Annotated in this window: 16 protein-coding genes; 10 read left to right on the top strand and 6 right to left on the bottom strand. The window is 74.2% G+C overall.

The genetic code is table 11. The features are described from left to right. Positions 1 to 8 precede the first annotated feature (8 nt). The 7 genes from ACT3TZ_RS04675 (at position 9) to ACT3TZ_RS04645 (ending at position 9,627) form a co-directional block, all read left to right on the top strand. A complete protein-coding gene (locus ACT3TZ_RS04675) occupies positions 9 to 749 on the top strand; it encodes an acyltransferase (protein WP_444582229.1) in 741 nt (246 codons plus the stop codon). After that, positions 746 to 1,849, top strand: a complete 1,104-nt coding sequence (locus ACT3TZ_RS04670; RefSeq protein ID WP_444582228.1) for a DegT/DnrJ/EryC1/StrS family aminotransferase — start codon at positions 746 to 748, stop codon at positions 1,847 to 1,849. Before ACT3TZ_RS04675 ends, ACT3TZ_RS04670 begins: the two co-directional genes overlap by 4 nt. Further along, a complete protein-coding gene (locus tag ACT3TZ_RS04665) occupies positions 1,846 to 2,928 on the top strand; it encodes a Gfo/Idh/MocA family protein (RefSeq protein ID WP_444582227.1) in 1,083 nt (360 codons plus the stop codon). Before ACT3TZ_RS04670 ends, ACT3TZ_RS04665 begins: the two co-directional genes overlap by 4 nt. Further along, positions 2,925 to 4,421 (top strand): glycosyltransferase, encoded by a 1,497-nt coding sequence (locus ACT3TZ_RS04660; RefSeq protein ID WP_444582226.1) that lies wholly within the window; start codon positions 2,925 to 2,927, stop codon positions 4,419 to 4,421. The genes ACT3TZ_RS04665 and ACT3TZ_RS04660 overlap by 4 nt, the downstream gene beginning before the upstream one ends. A 19-nt stretch (positions 4,422 to 4,440) precedes the next feature. Continuing rightward, positions 4,441 to 6,465 (top strand): DUF6541 family protein, encoded by a 2,025-nt coding sequence (locus ACT3TZ_RS04655; protein ID WP_444582225.1) that lies wholly within the window; start codon positions 4,441 to 4,443, stop codon positions 6,463 to 6,465. Between the two features lie 121 nt (positions 6,466 to 6,586). Further along, positions 6,587 to 8,479, top strand: coding sequence for an ABC transporter ATP-binding protein (locus ACT3TZ_RS04650; protein ID WP_444582224.1), 1,893 nt, complete (start codon positions 6,587 to 6,589; stop codon positions 8,477 to 8,479). Beyond that, positions 8,476 to 9,627 carry a glycosyltransferase family 1 protein gene (locus tag ACT3TZ_RS04645; RefSeq protein WP_444582223.1) on the top strand — a complete coding sequence of 384 codons (1,152 nt, stop codon included), beginning with the start codon at positions 8,476 to 8,478 and terminating at the stop codon, positions 9,625 to 9,627. Before ACT3TZ_RS04650 ends, ACT3TZ_RS04645 begins: the two co-directional genes overlap by 4 nt. Before the next feature lie 111 nt (positions 9,628 to 9,738). On the opposite strand, the gene ACT3TZ_RS04640 is transcribed toward ACT3TZ_RS04645, so the two are convergent. Genes ACT3TZ_RS04640 through ACT3TZ_RS04630 form a run of 3 tightly spaced genes read right to left on the bottom strand, consistent with a single transcriptional unit; the run spans position 9,739 to position 13,402 of the window. After that, the gene (locus tag ACT3TZ_RS04640) at positions 9,739 to 10,884 is read right to left on the bottom strand and encodes a glycosyltransferase (protein WP_444582222.1); all 1,146 of its coding nucleotides are present in this window, start codon (positions 10,882 to 10,884) and stop codon (positions 9,739 to 9,741) included. Next, positions 10,881 to 11,987: a glycosyltransferase gene (locus ACT3TZ_RS04635; RefSeq protein ID WP_444582221.1), complete on the bottom strand. Its 1,107-nt coding sequence runs from the start codon at positions 11,985 to 11,987 to the stop codon at positions 10,881 to 10,883. The genes ACT3TZ_RS04640 and ACT3TZ_RS04635 overlap by 4 nt, the downstream gene beginning before the upstream one ends. Then, complete coding sequence (locus ACT3TZ_RS04630) at positions 11,984 to 13,402, bottom strand: glycosyltransferase (RefSeq protein ID WP_444582220.1); 1,419 nt, start codon at positions 13,400 to 13,402, stop codon at positions 11,984 to 11,986. Before ACT3TZ_RS04630 ends, ACT3TZ_RS04635 begins: the two co-directional genes overlap by 4 nt. 117 nt (positions 13,403 to 13,519) lie before the next feature. On the opposite strand from ACT3TZ_RS04630, the gene wecB reads away from it, so the two are divergent. Together wecB and ACT3TZ_RS04620 are read left to right on the top strand one after the other, a co-directional pair. Next, on the top strand, positions 13,520 to 14,602 hold the full coding sequence (wecB, locus tag ACT3TZ_RS04625) for a non-hydrolyzing UDP-N-acetylglucosamine 2-epimerase (protein WP_444582219.1): 1,083 nt from the start codon (positions 13,520 to 13,522) through the stop codon (positions 14,600 to 14,602). Next, on the top strand, positions 14,599 to 15,768 hold the full coding sequence (locus ACT3TZ_RS04620) for a glycosyltransferase (protein WP_444582218.1): 1,170 nt from the start codon (positions 14,599 to 14,601) through the stop codon (positions 15,766 to 15,768). Before wecB ends, ACT3TZ_RS04620 begins: the two co-directional genes overlap by 4 nt. Before the next feature lie 37 nt (positions 15,769 to 15,805). On the opposite strand, the gene ACT3TZ_RS04615 is transcribed toward ACT3TZ_RS04620, so the two are convergent. From ACT3TZ_RS04615 to ACT3TZ_RS04605, 3 genes are read right to left on the bottom strand one after another with little or no spacing between them, the layout of a single operon-like run. After that, positions 15,806 to 17,758 carry a DUF6541 family protein gene (locus tag ACT3TZ_RS04615; RefSeq protein ID WP_444582217.1) on the bottom strand — a complete coding sequence of 651 codons (1,953 nt, stop codon included), beginning with the start codon at positions 17,756 to 17,758 and terminating at the stop codon, positions 15,806 to 15,808. Continuing rightward, on the bottom strand, positions 17,755 to 18,291 hold the full coding sequence (locus ACT3TZ_RS04610) for a DUF2304 domain-containing protein (RefSeq protein ID WP_444582216.1): 537 nt from the start codon (positions 18,289 to 18,291) through the stop codon (positions 17,755 to 17,757). Before ACT3TZ_RS04610 ends, ACT3TZ_RS04615 begins: the two co-directional genes overlap by 4 nt. Positions 18,292 to 18,296: 5 nt before the next feature. After that, complete coding sequence (locus ACT3TZ_RS04605) at positions 18,297 to 19,619, bottom strand: nucleotide sugar dehydrogenase (protein WP_444582215.1); 1,323 nt, start codon at positions 19,617 to 19,619, stop codon at positions 18,297 to 18,299. 159 nt (positions 19,620 to 19,778) lie between these two features. Here ACT3TZ_RS04605 and ACT3TZ_RS04600 point away from each other — a divergent pair, with 159 nt between their 5' ends. Beyond that, on the top strand, positions 19,779 to 20,462 hold the full coding sequence (locus tag ACT3TZ_RS04600; protein WP_444582214.1) for a glycosyltransferase family 2 protein: 684 nt from the start codon (positions 19,779 to 19,781) through the stop codon (positions 20,460 to 20,462). Positions 20,463 to 20,471 lie beyond the last annotated feature (9 nt).

The raw sequence follows: 20,471 nt of genomic DNA, 5'->3' as shown, positions 1-20,471 counted from the left end.
TCGCAGGCATGCACGACGAGAATCCGCAGACCGTTCCGACCTCGTCCGACCGCGGGTACCGCGTCGCCGACGGCGCCGACATCGCCGCCTCGGCCCGCATCGGGGAGGGCAGCGCCGTGTGGCACCTCGCCCAGATCCGTGAGGACGCGGTCCTGGGGCGCGACTGCGTGATCGGCCGCGGCGCGTACATCGGCTCCGGGGTGCGGATGGGGGAGGGCTGCAAGGTCCAGAACCTCGCCCTCGTCTACGAGCCCGCGGTGCTGGCCGACGGGGTCTTCGTGGGGCCCGCCGTCGTCTTCACCAACGACCACTTCCCGCGCGCCGTGAATCCCGACCTCACTCCCAAGAGCGCCCACGACTGGACCCCCGTGGGCGTGACCTGCGACGAGGGCGCCTCGATCGGCGCCCGCGCCGTGTGCGTGGCCCCCGTCCGGATCGGCGCCTGGGCGATGGTCGCCGCCGGCGCCACCGTGACCCGCGACGTCGTCCCGCACGCGCTCGTCGCGGGCGTGCCCGCCCGGCGCATCGGCTGGGTGGGGCGCTCCGGGGAGAAGCTGCACCCCGCCTCCGACGGCACGGACGCCTGGGTCTGCCCGAGCACCGGGGAGTGGTACGTGCCCGACGAGACGAGCGGCGGCCTGCGCCGCGCCGAGGACGCGACCCGTGCCTCGACCGCCCCGCCCGGCTCCGTGCGCGGCACGACGACGACCCCCGAGACCGACGACCCGAAAGCTGGACAGCACGCATGAACGAGCTCATGATCCCCGCGGCCAAGCCCCTCATCGGCGATGAGGAGCGGGCGGCCGTCGACCGCGTCCTGCGCTCGGGCATGATCGCCCAGGGACCCGAGGTCGCGGCGTTCGAGCGGGAGTTCTCCGCCGCGCTCGCCGGCTCCCGGGAATGCGTCGCCGTGAACTCCGGCACCTCGGGCCAGCACCTCGGGATGCTCGCCCTCGGCCTCGGCGCCGGGGACGAGGTGATCGTCCCGTCGTTCACCTTCGCGGCGACCGCGAACGCGGTGGCCGTCACCGGCGCGACCCCGGTCTTCGTCGACGTGGACCCCGACACCTTCACGCTGGACCCCGCCGCCGTCGAGGCCGCGATCACCGAGCGCACCGTGGGCATCCAGCCCGTGCACCTCTACGGCCACCCCGCCGACCTCGCCGCGATCGGCGCGATCGCCGCCCGGCACGGACTGTGGGTCGCCGAGGACGCCGCGCAGGCGCACGGGGCGACCTGGGACGGCCGCCAGGTGGGCACCTTCGGCGCCTTCGGCATGTTCTCGCTCTACCCGACCAAGAACATGACCTCCGGCGAGGGCGGCATGGTGGCGTGCGAGTCCGCGAGCATCGCCCGCCAGGTGCGCCTGCTGCGCAACCAGGGCATGGAGGTCCAGTACGCCAACGAGATCGCCGGCTTCAACAACCGCATGACCGACATCCACGCCGCGATCGGCCGCGTGCAGCTGACCCGCCTCGCGGGCTGGACCCGCACCCGCCAGGCCAACGCCGCGTACCTCGACGCGCACCTGACCGGAGTGCGCACCCCGTACGTCGCCCCGCAGGCCACCCACGTCTACCACCAGTACACGGTGCGGATCGAGGGGGCCACCGCCGTCGAGCGCGACGCCTTCGCCACCGCGCTGCGCGAGGAGCACCACGTGGGCTGCGGCGTCTACTACCCCACGCCCGTGCACCGCCTGCCCTCCTACGGCCTCGAGCTGGACCTCCCCGTCACCGACACCCTGGCCCGGGAGGTCCTGTCCCTGCCCGTCCACCCGAGCCTGTCCGAGGCGGACCTCGAGCGGATCGTCACCGCCGTCAACACCCTCGCGGGGGCCGGCGCATGAGCGCCGCGACCACCGGGCGCCCGCTGCGGGCCGGGCTGATCGGCCTGGGCATGATGGGACGCCACCACGCCCGCAACCTCCAGGCCCTGGACGGCGTGGAGCTCGTGGCCGTCGCCGATGCCTACGGCGACCCGCACGGCGCGGCCCCCGGCTACGAGATCCTGGCCGACGCCGAGGCGCTCGTGGCCGCGGGCATCGACTACGCGGTGATCGCCGTGCCCACCGCCTTCCACCGCGACGTGGCGCTCACCTTCGCCGAGGCCGGGATCCACTGCCTGGTGGAGAAGCCGCTGGCCTTCGACATCACCGAGGCCGAGGAGATCACCGCGGCTTTCGAGGCCGCAGGGCTCGTCGGCGCCGTCGGGTACATCGAGCGCTACAACCCGGCCCTGCAGGAGATGCGGCGGCGCCTGGCGGACGGCCAGCTGGGCGAGCTCTACCAGATCACCACCCGTCGCCAGGGCGCCTTCCCGGCGCGGATCGCCGACGTCGGCGTCGTCAAGGACCTCGCGACCCACGACCTCGACCTCGCCGCCTGGGTCGCCCACAGCCCCTTCGAGGAGGTCGCGGCGTTCTCCACGCGCCGCTCCGGCCGCGAGGACGAGGACATGGTCTCCGTCAGCGGACGCCTGGCCAGCGGCACCATCACCAACCACCTCGTGAACTGGCTCTCGCCCTTCAAGGAGCGCGTGACCGTCGTGACCGGGGAGAAGGGCGCCCTCGTGGGGGACACCGTCTCCGCGGACCTCACGTTCTACGCCAACGGCGCCGCCCCCACCAACGTCTGGGAGTCGATGGCCTCCTTCCGCGGGGTCAGCGAGGGCGACATGGTGCGCTACGCGCTGACCCGCACCGAGCCGCTGGCCACCGAGCACCAGGCATTCCGCGAGGCCGTGAACGGGGACCCGTCCAACATCGTGACGATGCGGGAGGGGCTGGCGACCGTGCGCGCGGTCGAGGCCGTGCTGACCTCGGCTCGCGAGGGCCGCGTCGTGCGCCCCGACGCCGTCGTGGTCGATCCGTCCGCCTCCGGCGATGCACGGACGGCTCCGACCACCGCCGGCACGGGAGCCCCGTGACGAGCCCGGCGGGCTGGGCGCACGTGCTCGCACGCAGGGCGATCCGTGCGGGCTACCGGGCCGGGCGTGTGCTGCCCGGCGCGGTCGGGGCGCGCGCCCGCTACCTCGATCTCGTGGCCCGCATGGACGATGGGATCGTGCCCCAGGCATGGCAGCCCGAGATGCGCGCCGAGCTCGCCCGCGCCGATGCCCTGCTGGCGCAGGGACACCTCGACGACGCCCTGCTGTGGTTCGACAAGGCCCTGCGCCTGACCTACCACGCGACCCTGCACTACGGCCTGGCGACCTCGCCCCTCATCACGGACCCCGAGGGCTTCCTGGCGCCGCTGCGCGCGAGCGCCGTGGGCCGTCTGCTGCTGGCCCATCCCGACCTCGACCAGGGACCCCGGCGGCCTGCACCACGGACGCTGACCGACGGCGCACCCGTGCGTCTGCTCGTCGTGGCCCAGCGCAACTGGACGTTCGTGGATCCGGTGATCCGGGCCCTGCAGCACGTGGGCTTCGAGGTGCGGCGCTTCGAGGTCGACGAGCTCCCGCCCGCCGAGCGTCCGAGCCGCGACCGGGTGCTCCGGGCTCGCCTGGACCTCGCGCTGACCGGCACCAGGCTGCCCACCCCCGCAGCGCTGGCCACGGAGTTCGAGTGGGCCGACGTCGTGCTCGTCGAATGGGGGCATCACGTCCTCACCTGGGTCTCCCTGCTCGAGCTCATGCCGCGGCGCACCACGGCGCGCTTCCACCGCTTCGAGGCGTACACCCCGTTCCCGCTGCTCACGGTGTTCGACGTGATCGACCGTGTCCTGTTCGTGTCCCCGCACGTGCGCACCCTCCTGGACCACCTCACCCCGAACCTGGACCACGCCGGCGAGGTGATCCAGGTCGACAACTTCCTGGCCTACGGTCTGGGCCCGGACCCGGGCACGGGACGCGATCCGTACCTGCTGGCGCAGGTGGGATGGCTGCGTCCCGTCAAGGACGTGCTGTTCACCCTCGACCTCCTGGCGCGGCTGCGGGAGAGGGACCCGCGCCATCGCCTCCTCCTCGTGGGTCCGGGGCTGCCCGCATCCCCGGCCGACGACACGACGTTCCAGCATCGGGTACGAGCCCGGATCGCCCAGTTCCCGCCCGGTGTCGTCGAGGTGCTGGGCCAGCGCTCGGACGTGCCGGAGATCCTGTCCCAGGTGGGCTGGATCGTCTCCTCGTCCTTGCACGAGGGCGTGCACGAGGCCGTCATGGAGGGGCTCGCCGCAGGCTGTGCCCCGCTCATCCGGAACTGGCCCGACGCCCGCCCGTACGGCGGCGCGAGCGTCATCTACCCCGAGCAGTGGGTGGTCGAGGGGCTCGACGAGGCCGTCGAGCGGGTCCGCCAGGTCGAGACCGCCGGGACCATCGAGGAGCTGTCGGCGGAGGCCCGTGCCTGGGTGGTCGCGCGCCGCACCCCCGGGACCGTCGCGCAGCTGTACGTCGAGGCGCTGCACCCCGACCACACCCCATGACCTGCCGGATCGGCATCTGATGCTCGACGTGCTCGGGCCCACCGTGCTGGCCTGGCTCCTCCTGTGCGGGCCCGGGGCGCTCGTGCTGCGCGCCGGAGGCGCCCGCCTCGGATGGATCTGGGGCGCCGCTCCCGCGGTGACGGTGGTGCTCGCCGTGGCCCTCGGTGCCGTCGGGAGGGCGCTGGGCATCCCGTGGACGCCGCTCGGCGCCGGAGTGCAGCTGGCGGTCGTGGTGCTCGTCGTCGCGGGCGGGCGGTGGGTCCGGCGGCGCCTCCGGTCGCGGCGCGGGGACGACGGCTCCGGACGGACCGACCTCACCGGTGATGCTGCAGAACTCGGTGGCTCCGACGGCGTGGCGGGATCCGCGGGGGCCGCCGCGCGATCGCCGCGACAGCGCGTGCTCGACGGGCTTCCCGCCGTGGTCGGCGCCGGGATCGGCCTGGCGATGGCGATGTCGGCCGCCCGGGGGATGGGGGGCATCGACACCCTCAACGGGAGCTACGACGCGTACTTCCACATCGCGGCGATCGAGTACATCCGCGCCGATCGGGACGGATTCCTGCCCACGGCGCTGGAGGGGATCTACCACGCGCCCACGTTCTACCCCGCCGGCTGGGACATCATCACCGCCCTGCTTCCGTGGGACACGGTGACCTCCGCCAACGCGATGGTCCTGGCGATGATCGCGGCTCTGCCCGGATCCCTCGGGGCGATGATCGCCCTCGTGCTGGGACGCCGCGCCCCGGCGGCCGAGCGCAGGGTGCTGCCGGCCCTGGCGGCCGCATGCGCCCCGCTGTCGCTGTCGGTGCCGGTCATCGCCCTCGTGCTGGGGCTGTGGCCCTTCGTGCTCGGAGCCCTGTGCCTGCCGGTGGCCCTCGGAGCGGTGTGGGCCCTCGTGCACGACCTGCGCTCCGGCGTGCGACGCCCCGCGGCGCTGTGGCCGTACCCGGTGATCCTCACGGGCATGGTGCTGGCCCACCCCTCGACCCTGTTCTCGCTCGCCGTCGCCGTGCTCGCAGGAATGATCGCCCAGGGCGTGCTGGACGTGCTCCGCCCTGCCACGCGACGGCGAGGCGCCCTGCTCCTCGCGGGGATCCTCCTGGCGCTCGGCGCCTATGCGGTGGGCTCCCGGGTGCTGCTGGCCTCGATGGACCTCACCACCGCCGCACCGTGGCCCTGGGTCGAGTTCCTGGCCTCGGTGGTCCTCGAACGCCCCCGGATCGCCTCCTTGGGCGTCGAGGTGTGGGCCGTCGCCGCGCTGTGGGCGCTGGCCGTCGTGGGGGCCGTCGCGACCGTCCGCACGCGGGGCCGCCTCGGGGCCTCGGCGATCGTGCTGCTGGGGCTCGCCCTCGCCCTGACCGTCCTGACGAACCTGACCTCGCCGCTCGCGCGCACCTGGGTCAACCCCTGGTACGGGGCACGGGAGCGGATCGCCCCGCTGCTCGTGTGCGCGCTCGTCGTGCTCGCAGTGCTGGGTGTGCGGGCCCTGTGGCGGCGCGGACGGGAGGGCCGGGCCCGGCGCGTCGCCGCCGCGGCGCTGGTGCTCGTGCTCGCGGGCACCTCCGTCACGGCAATCCTCGTGCCCACCCGGCTGCCGTTCGTGGGGTCCCTCGCGTACACCGCGTACGGGGTGCAGCTGGCGCCCTATGTGACCCCCGCGGAGCGGGAGTTCATCCAGCGCAGCGCGGCGCGCCTCCCCGCCGATGCCGTCGTGATCGGCAACCCGCGGGACGGCACCGCCCTGTACTGGTCCCTCGGCGGCGTCGAGACCGTCTTCCCGACGCTCTCGGAGCCCCAGACCCTCGATTCCCGACGCGTGGCGCGCTACGCCCACAAGGCCGGGTACGACCCACGCGTGTGCGCGTCGCTCCGAGCCGTCGCCCCGACGCACCTGTACGTGGACCGCTCCGCGCGGTCCGGCGCGGCGATCGCCCCGGAGGCGGCGATCCTCTACGAGGGCCTCGCGCTGATCCCCGCGGACCGTCTCGTGCTGGTCGACGAGGACGGACCGTACGCGCTGTACCGGATCGAGCCGCTGTGCTAGCGGGGACCGCTGTGCCGATCGACACCACGGCGCCGTGCACGGCCTCGCTCGACGGCGTGCACGGTAGCGTGATCGCACCATGCGCGGGCCCTGCCCGTGGACCTCGAGAGGGAAGGCGCCCGTGAAGCGCACGCTCCAGACCGTCCTGCGCACGATGTCCGTGCTCCCGGCGGAGTCCCGCCGGTTCCTGTGGACCTTCGGGATCGTCATGAGCCTGCTGGCGCTGCTGGACGTCGCCGCGCTCGGTGCGGTCGCGATCGCGCTGCCGGGGATCACCGGCGGGGCCGAGGCCGTCACCGTTCCGGTGGTCGGCTGGCAGATCCGCGGGTTCCTGCCCATCTCCGGGCTGCTGGGCGTCTTCGTGGTCCTGACGATCATCAAGAGCGTGCTGAACCTCCTGGCGATCCGCATCGCCACCCGGCGTTTCGCACGCCACGAGGTCGCGATCGGCCAGATGCTGTTCCGCTCCTACATGTCCGCGCCCTGGGTCGACCGCACCCGCAAGTCCAGCCCGGAGATCATCCGCATGGTCGACTCGGGCGTCGCGGCCGTCGTCACCAACGTGCTCATGCCGTCGATGACCGTGATCAGCGAGTTCGCGACGATCGCCGTCATCACCGTCGGCCTGTTCATCATGGACTGGCGGATCGCGCTGGCGACCCTGATCTACCTCGGGCTGGTGGCCCTGGTCCTCTCGCGCGTCATCTCCCCGCTCGCGGTGCGCAACGGGGCCGTCAACCGCGACAACTCGATCCGGGTGGTGCAGCTGCTCGGCGAGGTGATCGGCTCGCTCAAGGAGATCACCCTCAAGGGCAACGAGAAGGAGGTCGAGCGGATCGTCGCCGAGCGCCGCCGCACGGCCGCCGACACCCGCGCCTTCGCCCAGTACTACAACCAGATGCCGCGCTTCGTGCTCGAGGCCGGCATGGTCGGCGGCTTCGTCGTCGTGGGCGTGGTCGGCTACCTCGCGGGCGGCCCCGAGAACGCGCTGTCCTCGGTCGCGCTGTTCGCGGTCGCCGGCTTCCGCCTGGTGCCGTCCCTGACGCGATTCCAGTCCACCCAGAACCGCATCCTCACCAACGCCGCCTTCTCGGAGTACATCGTCGGGGACATCGAGGACGCCCGCGAGGCCGTCTCCCGCACCGAGCGCCCCGACTCCGCCCAGCTCGGGTCCGGTGCACGGGACATCGTGCTCGACGAGGTGGCCTTCACCTATCCCGGTCGTGAGGAGCCCGCCGTGCGCGACGTGTCCCTGCGGATCCCCGCCGGGTCCGCGGTGGCCTTCGTGGGGTCCTCCGGCGCGGGCAAGTCGACCATGGTCGACCTCCTGCTGGGCCTGCTGACCCCGAGCGACGGCCGGATCCTCGTGGGTGGCCAGGACATCACCACGGTCCTGCGCCAGTGGCGCTCCGAGGTGGGCTACGTGCCCCAGGAGGTCGCGCTGTTCGACGTGTCCGTCGGCGAGAACATCGCCCTGACCTGGGACCCGGCCGACGTCGACCGGGAACGTGTCGAGGTGGCGCTCGAACGCGCGCAGCTGCTGACCACGATCCAGGACCGCCCCGGCGGGATCGACGGGACCGTGGGGGAGCGCGGCACGACGCTCTCCGGCGGCCAGCGGCAGCGGCTCGGGATCGCCCGCGGCCTGTACGGCGACCCCCAGGTGCTCGTGCTCGACGAGGCCACGAGCGCCCTGGACACCAAGACCGAGTCCGCCGTCACCGCGGCGATCCGCGGGCTCGGCGACGCGGTCACCACCATCACCATCGCGCACCGCCTGGCCACCATCCAGCACTGCGACATCGTGTTCTTCATGGAGGAGGGGCAGGTGATCGCCCAGGGCACCTTCGATGAGGTCGTGGCCGCCGTGCCCGCCTTCGCCGAGCAGGCCGCGCTCGCCGGTCTCGCGCGGGCGCCCCGACCGGACGGGGCCCGGGTCGACGTGGTCGAGGTGATCGACGCGGACGGCGCACCGCCACGGGGCGCCGTCGAGCAGACGGAGGGCCCCGCATGACCCGGCTGATGATCGTCTCGTTCTCGCGGCTCGTGAGCGACCCGCGCGTGCAGCGCCAGATCGCCCTGTTCGCGGACCGGTACGCCGTCACGACGGTCGGCTTCGGGCCCCGCCCCCACCCCGGGGTCGAGCACGTCGAGCTTCCCGACGGGGCCCGCGCCTGGCCCGACTCCAAGGAGCATCTGCTCACCCGCCGGTACCGCGGCGCCTACTGGGCCATGAGCGCGGTCCGTGCGGCACGCGAGCAGCTCGCGGACCGGGTGGGGACGATGGACGTGGTGCTCGCCAACGACACCAACACCCTCCCGCTCGCGCTCTGGCTCGCGCCGCGCCGCGGGGTCCATGCCGATCTCCACGAGTACGCGCCTCGCGAGAAGGAGCACCAGCGCACCTGGCGCTGGTTCGTGGCGCCCTATCAGCGCTGGCTGTGCCGCACGTGCCTGCCCTCGATGCGCTCGATCACGACCGTCTCCCCGGGGCTCGCCCGCGAGTACGCGGCGCAGTTCGGGGTGGAGGTCGAGGTGGTCACGAACGCCGCGGCGCATCGGGACCTGCCCGTGCGACCCACCACGGCCCCGATCCGGCTGCTGCACACGGGCGTCGCACGGCGCAACCGCCACCTCGAGGCGATGATCGAGGCGATCCGGGGTCTCGAGGGCCACGCGGTGCTGGACCTCATGCTCATGCCGAGCGAGCCCGGGTACATCGAGCACCTCGGCGCCCTGGCCGCCGAGGTGCCCGGCGTCGCCCTGCGCGACCCCGTGCCCTACGACCGCCTCGTGGACACGGTCGCCGAGTACGACGTGTCCCTCGTCGTCTTCCCCCACTCCACCTTCAACCTCGAGCACTCCCTGCCCAACAAGCTCTACGAGGCCGTCCAGGGGCGCACCGGGGTGATCGTCGGGCCGTCCCCGGACATGGCCGAGGTCGTGACCGAGCACGGGATCGGGGCGGTGCTGCCCGCGGCCGACGCGGCCGCGATGCACGCCGAGCTCGCGGCGCTCACGCCCGAGCGCGTCGACGCGTGGAAGCGCGCGGCCGATGCGGCGTCCGGTGCGCTGAGCGCCGAGCACCAGGTGCGCACGTGGGAACGTGCGATCGCGGCGATCGCGGAGGACGGCGGTCCGGGAGGGCTCTCGGCCGCCTGATCGTCCGTCCCGGGCGGACGGCCGCCGCAGGGTCGGTCACGGCAGGGCCGGCCGCCGCAGGTTCGATCACCGCTGGGTCGGCAACCGCAGGGGCAGTGACCGCAGGGTCGGTCACCGCAGCGCCCTGGTCAGCAGTGCCTTGGACCGCAGTGCCTTCGACCGCAGTGCCTTCGACCGCAGTGCCGGCAGACGCTGGACGGCCAGCGACGCCGCCATGAAGCGCAGCGGGGCCTCGCGGTCCAGCGCGCGGGTGAGGTCGCGGGGCAGGAGCGTCGCGGGGCGGCCGTGGCGGCGGCGTGCGCGGGCGGCGGCCATGAGCTCGCCAGCCGGCACCGCCGGGTCCAGGCAGGCGTCCAGGAGCCGGCGATCCGCGCGCGAGAGCGGGAGCTCACAGCCCGGGGCGCGGCGCAGGACGCCCGCGGTGATGTCCGCGAGCGCGGCACGTTCGTCCGGCGTCCAGACGGCCTCGTCCTGGCGGTAGAACACCGCGCCGAAGACGTGGATGCGCAGCAGCTTCGTCGCCACGGCACGACGGGCCGTGGCGGGCAGGCGCGCGGACCAGGGGGCGTCGAGCACGTCCGGGAAGAAGCCCAGCTGCTCGGACAGCGGCCGGATCACGTAGGTGACGCGGTCCCCGGCGTCCTCTCCGATCACGTATGGCGGGCCGAACCGGTCGTAGGCGGTGGGGACCGTCGCCATGAGTTCGGTGACCATGCCGACGTCGCCGCCCACCGTCGCGCCCTCGACCAGCCGCGCGCCCGTGCGCGCGAGCATCGATCGGTCCAGGAGCCCCAGGGGGGCCGAGCGGTAGGCGAGACGGTCGCGCGTGAGGTCCGCGAGCCCCGTGCGCAGCATCCGCGCGGCCGGCGTGGGCACGCCGTGCGCCGCGTCGCCGAGCGCGAGACGGGTCACGACGAACTCGGCGCCGGTCGCGCGGCGGACCTCGAGCCACGAGGCGACGGCCCCCGGCGCCAGGGTGTCATCGGATCCCATGATCGCGACGAAGGGAGCGGTGGCCGCGTCCATGCCCGCGTTGAAGGGCCCGGAGGCCGAGCGGTACGCGTCCCGGTGCTCGAGGATCCGGACCCGATCCCGGTGCTCCGGGCGCAGCGCGTCGCGGATCTCCTCGGCGGCGCGGTTGTGGGCGACGACGAGCACCTCGGCGTGCTCGGCATTGCCCTCCAGGATCGAGGCGACCGCCCGGCCGACGGGCCGCTCGGGGGTGTGGCACGCGATGACCACCTGCACGGGCTTCATGCGCGGCTCGCCTCCTGCCGCACGAGCCGGTACTGCGCGGCGTACTCGGCGCCCACGACGGGGGTCGAGAAGCGGTCCCCGATGGTCGCCGCGATCTCCGCGCTCGTCACGTCCCGGGTGCGGGCGTCGAGGTCCGCGACCGCGGCGGCGTAGCGCTGCGGATCCTGGGCGTCCACGAGGGTGCCGACGGCATCCCGGACGTACTCGCCCTGGCCTCCGGTGGCGCCCAGGACCACGGGCCGGCCCGCCACGAGGGCCTCCGCCGCCGAGACGAAGAAGTTGTCGGCGCGCGTGGGTCCGAGGAACAGGTCGGCGCGCCCGAGGGCCGCCCGCACCTCGCCCGCGCTCGCGCTGCCCGGCAGGGCCACGCGGTCCGCGACGCCCAGCTGGGCCGCCAGGTCCAGCGTCTCCGCGCGCAGGGGACCCTCGCCGAGCCACGTGAGGTGGACGTCCCGGCCGCGGGCGACGAGCGCGGCGACCGTGCGCACGGCCACCAGCGGATCCTTGCGGTCGATGAGGCCGCCGGTCGAGACGAGCCGCAGCGTGCCGTCGGTGCGCTCCCGGCGGGGCACGAGCGGCGTCGGGTCCACGATGCACGGGACGACGGCCGTGGGCCGGGCACCGCGCACCGCGCGCAGCGGCGCGGCCAGGTACTCGCACACGGCCGTGGCCCGATCGGGTCGCGCGAGCAGGCGGGAGAGCACGGGCAGGGCGGCGCGCGCCGGGGCCGGGAGCGTCTGCGGGGTGGTCAGCGCCGACCAGTGCTCGGTGTGCAGCCACGGGGCCCGGGGCCGGCGCAGGGCCAGCGGGAGGAGCGTCGAGAACGCCATCGAGTGGACGACCTCGGCGCCCTCCAGCGCCGCCGACAGCCGTCGTGCGGCGCGCAGCACTCGATCGGGACGCCGGGGATCCATCGGGATCCGCAGCACGTCGATGCCCTCGTGGCGCGTGCGGCGGGTGCCGTCGTCATCGGCCGGAGGCACCAGATGGATCAGACGCACGTCCGCGTGACGGGCGATCGCGAGCGCGTCCCGCACGACGAAGGAGCCGCGCGAGGGTGCGACGGCGGTCGGGAACCAGGTGGTGACCAGCGTGGCCCTCATGCGGCAACGTCCTTCCCGACGTCCTTCCGGATGCGCTCGTAGACCGCGAGCAGGTGGGCGGCCTCGGCCTCCCAGGTCAGGTGCTCGGCGGCCTCGCGCGCCCGCCGCCGGTACGGCTCCGGGGCCGCGAGGATCTCGGCGAGGGCCCGTGCGAGACCCTCGGGATCCGCCCCGGCGAACACCTCGCCCACCCCGAGCTCCTCGACGACGGCGCGCATGTCCGGGAGGTCGGCGGCCGCGATCGGGAGCCCGGCGCGGATCGACTCGAAGAGCTTGTTGGGCAGCGCGAAGCGGTAGGACAGGCACACCGGCTGGACGTGGACCACCGCGACGTCGCCATCGGCCAGCGCCGCCGTGACGGCGTCCGGGGCGACGGCCCCGACGAGATGGACCCGATCGGCGACGTGGGCGTCCCGAGCCGCATCACGGACGGTGGCGAGGTAGTCCTCCTCGCCGTAGCCCAGCAGCACGAAGTGGACGTCGGCGGGCAGATGGGGCAGTGCGGCGATGGTCTGCTCGATGCCGCGGGCCGTCGTGATCCTGCCCCCGTAGGCGATCACCCGGTCCGTCGGCGCGAGGTGCGCGCGGGTGTGCAGGACGCCCGCGGACCGGTCGGGGAACGGACCTGCCACCGGGACGTTGCGCACGAGCTCCGGGGTGCGGTCCAGGCGGTAGGTGCGACGCAGCCAGTCGGCGATCGACCCGGAGACCGTGATGACGGCGTCGGCGCGGGGGACGCCGACGTGCTCGGTGACCGCCTCGAGGAGCGGGGCCAGGACGCGGCGCTCGCCGACGTTGCGGTGACGCCACAGCTCGTGGGCGTCGTAGACGATCCGCACCCGGCGTCCGTCGCGACGGGCCAGCGCCTGCACGGCCAGGGCGGGGACGAGGGTGTTGGTGTCGCTGGCGTGGACGATGTCCGGGTCGAAGGCGCGGGCGGCCGCAGCGGTGCGCCACCAGAACACGCCGAGCTCGACGGTGCGGTAGGCGCGGCGGGCGAGGTCGGCGGCGAGGCGGCGGGGCAGGGGTGCGCGGGGCGCGGGCTGTGCGGAGGATCCGGAGGTGGCCGTCGACGGCTCGGCCGCATCGGACGTCCTCGGGCCGGGAGCGGGCGGGGCCCCGGGGACGGACGGCGCGGGCGCCGTGTCGGGGCCGGAGGTGCGTCGACGGGTCAGCCTCGTCAGGGCCGGGGCGATCCGTTCCAGGGCGAACTCGGGGACGCGCTGCAGGTCCAGGCCGTCGGCCAGGGTCGTGAGCCCCGCGGCGCGACCCCGCAGGCGGCGCTCGACGGCGATGATGCGGACCCGGTACCCCGCGCCGCGCAGGCTCGCGGACTCCTTGAGCACGCGGGCGTCGTTGGCGGCGTCGTTGTGCACGAGGACCGCGACGCGCCCGGGGGTGACTGACTCGGCCATGGCGCTCCTGGGACGAATATCGTGGGCCGGGCACACTGTACCGGTGACCTGCTGGACCCGTGGTGCAGCGACCGCCCGTCCGTCCCGACCGCCGAGTCCTCCCGGAGGAGACGCCCCATGAAGATCCTGTCCGTCGTGGGTGCGCGCCCGCAGTTCGTCAAGCTCGCCGCGATCGCCGATGCCGCGGCCCGGAGGGACGACGTCGAGCACGTCATCGTCCACACCGGGCAGCACTACGACGCGGTGATGAGCGACGCCTTCTTCGCGGACCTGCGCATCCCCGCCCCCGACGTGAACCTGGCGGTGGGGTCGGGCAGCCACGGCCGGCAGACGGGCGCGATGCTCGCCGCCATGGACGCCGTGCTCGAGGAGCAGGATCCCGACTGGGTGCTCGTCTACGGCGACACCAACTCCACGCTCGCCGGGACGCTCTCGGCGGTCAAGCTGCACCTGCGGGTGGCACACCTCGAGGCGGGTCTGCGCTCCTTCAACCGGCGCATGCCCGAGGAGCACAACCGCGTCCTCACCGACCACGCCTCCGACCTGCTGCTGGCGCCGACCGAGGTCGCGCGCGGGCATCTCGTGGCCGAGGGCCTCGGGGACCGCACCGTCGTCGTCGGCGACGTCATGACGGACGTGTGCCTGCGGGTCGCGGCCGCCGTCCGGCAGGAGGCGCCGCGTCTGCCGGAGGGCATCGACGCGGATGCGCCGGAGGGCTTCGCCGTCGCGACGCTCCACCGTCCCGACAACACCGACGACCCGGTGCGGCTGCGGGCGATCCTCGCGGCGCTCCAGGACCTCCCGCTGCCCGTCGCGCTCCTGGCGCACCCGCGCCTCGTGGCCCGTGCCGCCGAGGCCGGCGTGCCGCTCGCGGGCGGCGCGGTGCGCGTGTCCCCGCCCCTGGCCTATCCCGAGCTCGTGGGCGCCGTGTCGCGGGCGCGCGCCGTGGTCACAGACTCCGGGGGCCTCCAGAAGGAGGCGTACCTGCTGGGTGTCCCGTGCACCACCGTGCGCACCGAGACCGAGTGGGTCGAGACGCTCGACGACGGCTGGAACGCGCTCGTGCCGGACCCGGCCGGTCTCGCGGCCGCGGTCACGCGGCGCCGTCCTGCGGGCGAGCGCCCCGAGCACTACGGCGACGGCCACGCCGCCGAGCGCGTCATCGCCGAGCTCGTCGCGCGCGCCGGGACCCTGCGATGAGCGCGAGGCGTCGCCCCCGCGTCGTCGTCGCGACGCGGGTGTTCACGCCCGAGCCCGCTGCGGCGGCCTTCCGCGAGGAGGCCCTGGTGCTGGCTCTGGAGGCCGCCGGCTGCGAGGTCACGGTCCTGACGACACGGCCGCCCCGTCGGGTGACCGGCGCGGACCGGGCGCGGCACGTGTCGCGCTTCCCGGTCAAGCGGGACCATCAGGGCCAGGTGCGCGGCTACGCCTCGTACATGAGCTTCGACGTGCCCCTGGCGCTGCGCCTGCTGCTGCGGCGGCGTCCCGACGTGATCGTCGCCGAGCCGCCGCCCACCACGGGGCTGGTCGCCACGGTCCTCGGGGTGCTGCGGGGCGTGCCCACCGTGTTCTACGCCGCCGACGTGTGGTCCGATGCCACCGCGAGCGTCGAGGGCGTGCCGGGACCCGTGCAGGCCGCCGTGCGGCTCATGGAGACGCTGACCTGGCGGCGGGCCTCGCGGGTGCTCACCATCTCCGCCGGGGTCGACGACCGCGTCGCGGCCCTCATCGGGCGGCGCCCGTCGCTGACGATGGTGGGCAACGGCATCGACACCGAGGCGTTCACCACCGAGGGCCCGGCCTCCCCGGAGCCCGGACGGTACTTCGTGTACGCGGGCACGGTCTCGGAGTGGCAGGGGGCCGATGTGTTCGTCGATGCCTTCGCGGCCGTCCGCGCCCGGCACCCGGACGTGCGGCTGCTGTTCTTCAGCGAGGGGACCGGCAAGGAGGAGCTCGCCCGCCGGGTCGCCGAGCGCGGCATCGAGGGCGTCGAGTTCCGCGGGCGCCTCGCGCCGCGGGACGTGTCGCGGGTGCTGCGCGGGGCCGTCGCGGGGCTGAGCTCCATCACCCCCGGGCAGGGGTACGAGTTCGCGCTCCCCACCAAGATCTACGCGGCGACCGCCTCGGGCACCCCGATCCTCCACGCGGGGACCGGCGCCGCGGCGGACCTCGTGGACGGTGCCGGGCTGGGCTGGGCCACCGCCTACGATGCTCCGGCGGTGAGCTCGGCGATGCTCGCGGCCCTGGACGCGGCCGCCCGGCCCGACGGCGCGCACCTGCGCCGCTGGACTCTGGACCATGCCTCGCTGCAGACCGCGGCCCAGCGTGCCGCGCGGGCGGTCATCGAGGCCGGGCGCGGGCGCTGAGGCGCACCCCTGGCCCCGGCGCGAGGGCCGGTGCTGTTCAGGAGGTCCCGGTGCACTCGATCTTCAGGAGCTTCGAATGGGAGGTCTCGAAGACGACCGTGCCCAGGCGCGGGTCGATGCGGTCGATCTGGTCGAAGGTCGAGGACCAGGAGTAGTCCCGGCGATCGACGTACACGTAGCCGATGTCCTGCGCGTGGAGCAGGTCGCACTGCTGCGCCAGCGGCACCTCGCCGTTGGAGCCCGAGAGGGAGTAGATGAGATGGCGGTCCGCGGTGGTCAGGCCCATGCCGGCGACCGGGAACCGCACCTTCTGGTCATGGATCGCCCCCAGGTGCGCCGCGCCCGAGAACGGGCTCGCGAGGATCACGGCATCGGGGTCCATCGTGGGGGCGGCCTCGTCCCACGCCTGGATCTCGTCCCTCTGGAGGAACCGCGGGCGGCCCACCTGGTCGATGTCGGCGTTCAGCCGCGCCTGCTCGAGCCGCGGGGCGACGGTGCTGCCGGCCGCGACGAGCGCCGCGACGGTCAGCACGGCGGCCATGGCCCGGGGGGCGCTCGCACGCCACCGCGACAGCGCCGAGGACCACAGCGCGATCCCCGGCACCACCAGCAGGCACGACAGCATCGTCAGCGGCATGGCGATGCGGTCCTGGCCGCGGTAGAACAGGACCGAGAGGTTCAGCGAGGAGTCCACGGCGGCGTCGAGGTACAGGATCACGACGACGATCCACGCGGGCACGAGCCACCGCGCCGGGCCGCGCCACGCGCCCACCAGTCCCGGCCACCACAGCGCCGCGAGGACCACGCCGATGGCCATCGGCCAGATCGTCAGCAGGCCCAGTCCCACCTCTCCCACGGCGGTCCACCAGGGCACGACGAGTCCGCCCACGAAACCGGTGACCATCGAGGCCAGCGGCGAGAAGGTGATCACGAGCACGGGGAGCACGCACAGCACGGGGACGATCGTGAGCGCGGGATGCGCCCGCATCCGGCGTGCCCCGGTCACGGCGGTCATCACCGCCAGCAGCAGCAGCGCCATGACCGCGACGTTGGGCTGCAGCAGCGCGAGCCCGAGCCCCCCGGCGGCGAGCACGAGGACCGCCGCGAGCGCGGCCCGCACGGGGAAGCGGGCCGTGTCCTCCCAGCGCTCCAGGAGGCGCTGCCACAGCAGGAGCGCGGCGGCCAGGAGCCCGGGCAGCATCGCGAAGCCCACGAGGTTGGGGATCGCCGAGAGGTGGATCCATTCGTCGACCGGCGTCGCGGGGGCCAGCAGCGCCGCGATCCCCGCCGCCAGCGGCGCCCAGCGGCGCTCGGGCCACAGCACGCGTGCCAGGATCCCGATCCCGAGTACCCAGGGGACCACAGCCAGGACCGTCGCCGCGGCGTTGAGCAGCACCGCGATGGGCGCCGCCGGGACGAGCGTGGCGAGGTCGTGGAAGGCCGCCGGGTACGCCACGGCCTTGCCCTCGGTGTTGGAGATGGTGCCCAGGTGCAGGGTCGAGCCGTCGCCGGTGTCCCGGATGAAGCGAAGGGCGCTGAGGTGGTACAGGGTGTCCCAGCGCTCCAGCACGGCGTCCGGGCGGCCGAGGGCGATCGCCAGCGGGACGAGCGCGACGGCGGCCGCGAGACCGAGCCACGCGCGGGCGCCGGGGACCCCCTGGATGAGCGGGCCGTGCTCGGGGTGCTCGGGGTCCGCGGGGGAGGCGCGGCCCGGCAGGCGCACGCCGAGGGCGCGCAGACCGGCCGCGAGGGCCACGAGGGCCAGCATGCAGGCCGCGAACGGCAGCAGCGACCAGCGCACGCCGATCACCGCGGCGAGGATCGCGGCGACCCCCGCCCCGGCCGCACCCACGGCGGGCGCCAGCGCCGCCGCCAGCAGCCGACCGGCGCCGAGGACCCGCAGGGCCAGCGCCGAGGGGACGTACACGCAGACGAGGACCAGGGACCCGCTGGCGAGCAGCCACGCGAGCCCGGGGAGGGGAGCGATCATGCGACGGGGCCCGCCTGGGGTCGACGCGGCGGGGTCAGCGGGGAGGGAGCCGGGGGCGTGGTGAGCGGGGGCGTCGCGGCCTCGTGCGTCGTGACGGGAGCGATCGGGTCCGCGCCCGCGGTGCCGGCCAGCACCCGCTCCCGGAAGTGCACCGGGGTCTCGGCCTCGTCGAGGGCCAGGCGCCGGGCGAGGTGCGTCGTGCGCTTCTCCTCGCCCTTGGCTCGCGCCTCCTGGAGCGCCAGGAAGCCCAGCAGCACGACGATCGTCGCGTACAGCAGCAGGTCCGTGCCGCGCCCGACGCCCAGCAGGTGCGCGGCCCGGGTCACGAGCGAGGGCACCATGACCGCGACCACCGCGAACAGCGCGAAGGCGATGACGAGCAGGCGACGGACGGCGAGCTGGCGGGCGCCGCGACGCACCGAGAGCCACACCGCGATCCCCACGATGAGCGCGATGAGGACGATCTGGATGATGAGCGTGCGGCTCGCGGGCAGCCCCGGGCCGACCGCGAGGAGCTCGCCGAGGCCGCCCACGGGGATCAGGCCCCCGTCCCGGGGGTGTCGGTCGCCGCGCCGTCGCCGAGGACGATCCGAGGCACGCCCCGCCACCGCGCGGCAGCAGTGATGTTGCGGCCGTCCACGAGCAGGCGGAGGCCTGGGACGTCGGCGGCCGACAGCTCCCGGTACTCCGGGTGGTCGGTCTGGACGATCACGAGGTCCGCCTCCTGACCGGGGTGCCAGGCCGCGAAGTCGAGGGCTGCGAGCTCCTCGTCGGAGTACAGCGGGTCGTGCACGAACACCTGGGCGCCGCGGCGGCGCAGGGCCTCGACGGTCGGGAAGACGCCGGAGAAGGCGGTCTCCTTGACGCCGGAGCGGTACGCGGCGCCGAGGACCACCGCGCGCAGCCCCTCGAGCCCGCCCAGGAGGGCGTCGGCGCGCTCGACGAGGCGCTCGGGCACCGAGGCGTTCAGCGTGCGGGCCGCGCGCACGGTCTCGGCATGCGGGTCGGTCGAGAGGTACAGCCGCGGGTACACGGGGATGCAGTGGCCGCCCACGGCGATCCCCGGGCGGTGGATGTGGCTGTAGGGCTGGGAGTTCGAGGCCTCGATGACCCGATAGATGTCGATCCCGTGGTCCTGCGCGAAGAGCGCGAACTCGTTGGCCAGCGCGATGTTGACGTCCCGGTAGGTGGTCTCGGCGAGCTTGGCCAGCTCCGCGGCCTCGGGGATCCCCAGGTCCCAGACGCCGTTGGGACGGGGGAGGTCCGGGCGCTCGTCGAACTGCAGGGCGCTCTCGTAGAAGGCGCGGGCGCGCTCGGTGCCCGCGGGGGTGAAGGCGCCGATGAGCTTGGGGTACTTGCGCAGGTCCGCGAAGACACGACCGGTGAGCACGCGCTCGGGGGAGTAGGCCACGAAGAAGTCCTCGGACTCCGTGAGGCCCGAGATCTCCTCGAGCATCGGCACGTAGCGGGTGCGGGTGGTCCCCACCGGGAGGGTCGTCTCGTAGATCACCACGGTGCCTGCCGTCAGGTTCTCGGCGATGCTGCGGGTCGCGGAGTCCATGAAGCGGAAGTCCGGCTCCCAGGTCGCGTCGTCCACGAACACGGGCGCGACGACGACGATCGCCTCGGCGCCGGGCACGGCGTCGGCGAAGTCCGTGGTGGCGCGCAGGCGCCCGGCGGGGACGAGCTCGGCCAGGCGCTCGGCGAGCTCCGCCTCGCCCGGGAAGGGCTCCCGGGCGGCGTTGATCGCCTCGACCTGGCGCTCGTTGACGTCGACGCCGACGACGTCGTGCCCGCTCGAGGCGAACTGGACGGCCAGCGGCAGGCCGATCTTTCCGAGAGCGACGACGGTGGTCTTCACGCACTGCACCTTTCGTGTCCGCGGGATCGCGGGCGGGGTTCGGGGTGGCGGCCGCAGGGCCGCACGCATGCCGACAGGCTATCCTTCCGGTCCGGGAACGCGCCGGACGTCGGTCCGGTCCGCGACCCGATCACCCGCCCCACCACGCGAGGAGCACGCATGAGCGACGCCCCGGGCGCCGACAGCACCTGGTTCGTCGTCCCCCTCTTCGACGAGGGGGTCGTGATCGGCGACGTGATCCGTGCCCTGCGCGAGCGGTACCCGCTGGTGGTGTGCGTCGACGACGGCTCCTCCGACGCCTCGGCGCAGATCGCCGCGGAGGCCGGCGCCGTCGTCGTGCGCCACCCGTACAACATGGGCCAGGGCGCCGCCCTGAAGACCGGCATCGACTACGCGCTGCGGGATCCGCGGATGCGCCAGGTGGTGACGTTCGACGCCGACGGCCAGCACCAGGTCGACGACGCGTCCGCGATGATCACGCTGCGCGAGGAGACCGGGGTGGACGTCGTGCTCGGCTCCCGCTTCCTCGACGGGCGCACCAGGCCCGGCCTGCTCAAGCGGATCGTCCTGCGGGGGGCCGTCTGGTACACGAACCTCACCACGGGCGTGAAGCTCACCGACGCCCACAACGGGCTGCGGGTCCTGGGACGTCACGCGTGCGAGGTGATCACCGTCGAGCAGAACCGGATGGCGCACGCCTCGGAGCTGGTCCAGGAGATCGGGCACCATCGCCTGAGCGTCCGGGAGCACCCCGTGCACATCCTCTACACGGACTACTCGCGCTCCAAGGGGCAGTCGCTGCTGAACTCGGTGAACATCGTCATCGACATGCTGTTCCGCTGACGGGTCGCC

Origin of the sequence: Brachybacterium sp. AOP25-B2-12 (assembly GCF_052378625.1) — a bacterium.
Classification (GTDB): Bacteria; Actinomycetota; Actinomycetes; order Actinomycetales; family Dermabacteraceae; genus Brachybacterium.
Note: the sequence above shows the minus strand (reverse complement) of the source record. Positions and strands in the feature narration are given on the sequence as shown.

What these genes read in the sequence shown, in the direction of transcription:
- ACT3TZ_RS04655 (WP_444582225.1), top strand. Translation starts at nt 4,441, where the DNA reads ATGCTCGACGTGCTCGGGCCCACCGTGCTGGCCTGGCTCCTCCTGTGC.
- ACT3TZ_RS04675 (WP_444582229.1), top strand. Translation starts at nt 9, where the DNA reads ATGCACGACGAGAATCCGCAGACCGTTCCGACCTCGTCCGACCGCGGG.
- ACT3TZ_RS04600 (WP_444582214.1), top strand. Translation starts at nt 19,779, where the DNA reads ATGAGCGACGCCCCGGGCGCCGACAGCACCTGGTTCGTCGTCCCCCTC.
- ACT3TZ_RS04620 (WP_444582218.1), top strand. Translation starts at nt 14,599, where the DNA reads ATGAGCGCGAGGCGTCGCCCCCGCGTCGTCGTCGCGACGCGGGTGTTC.
- ACT3TZ_RS04640 (WP_444582222.1), bottom strand. Translation starts at nt 10,884, where the DNA reads ATGAAGCCCGTGCAGGTGGTCATCGCGTGCCACACCCCCGAGCGGCCC.
- ACT3TZ_RS04665 (WP_444582227.1), top strand. Translation starts at nt 1,846, where the DNA reads ATGAGCGCCGCGACCACCGGGCGCCCGCTGCGGGCCGGGCTGATCGGC.
- ACT3TZ_RS04630 (WP_444582220.1), bottom strand. Translation starts at nt 13,402, where the DNA reads ATGGCCGAGTCAGTCACCCCCGGGCGCGTCGCGGTCCTCGTGCACAAC.
- ACT3TZ_RS04670 (WP_444582228.1), top strand. Translation starts at nt 746, where the DNA reads ATGAACGAGCTCATGATCCCCGCGGCCAAGCCCCTCATCGGCGATGAG.
- ACT3TZ_RS04635 (WP_444582221.1), bottom strand. Translation starts at nt 11,987, where the DNA reads ATGAGGGCCACGCTGGTCACCACCTGGTTCCCGACCGCCGTCGCACCC.
- ACT3TZ_RS04645 (WP_444582223.1), top strand. Translation starts at nt 8,476, where the DNA reads ATGACCCGGCTGATGATCGTCTCGTTCTCGCGGCTCGTGAGCGACCCG.
- wecB (WP_444582219.1), top strand. Translation starts at nt 13,520, where the DNA reads ATGAAGATCCTGTCCGTCGTGGGTGCGCGCCCGCAGTTCGTCAAGCTC.
- ACT3TZ_RS04615 (WP_444582217.1), bottom strand. Translation starts at nt 17,758, where the DNA reads ATGATCGCTCCCCTCCCCGGGCTCGCGTGGCTGCTCGCCAGCGGGTCC.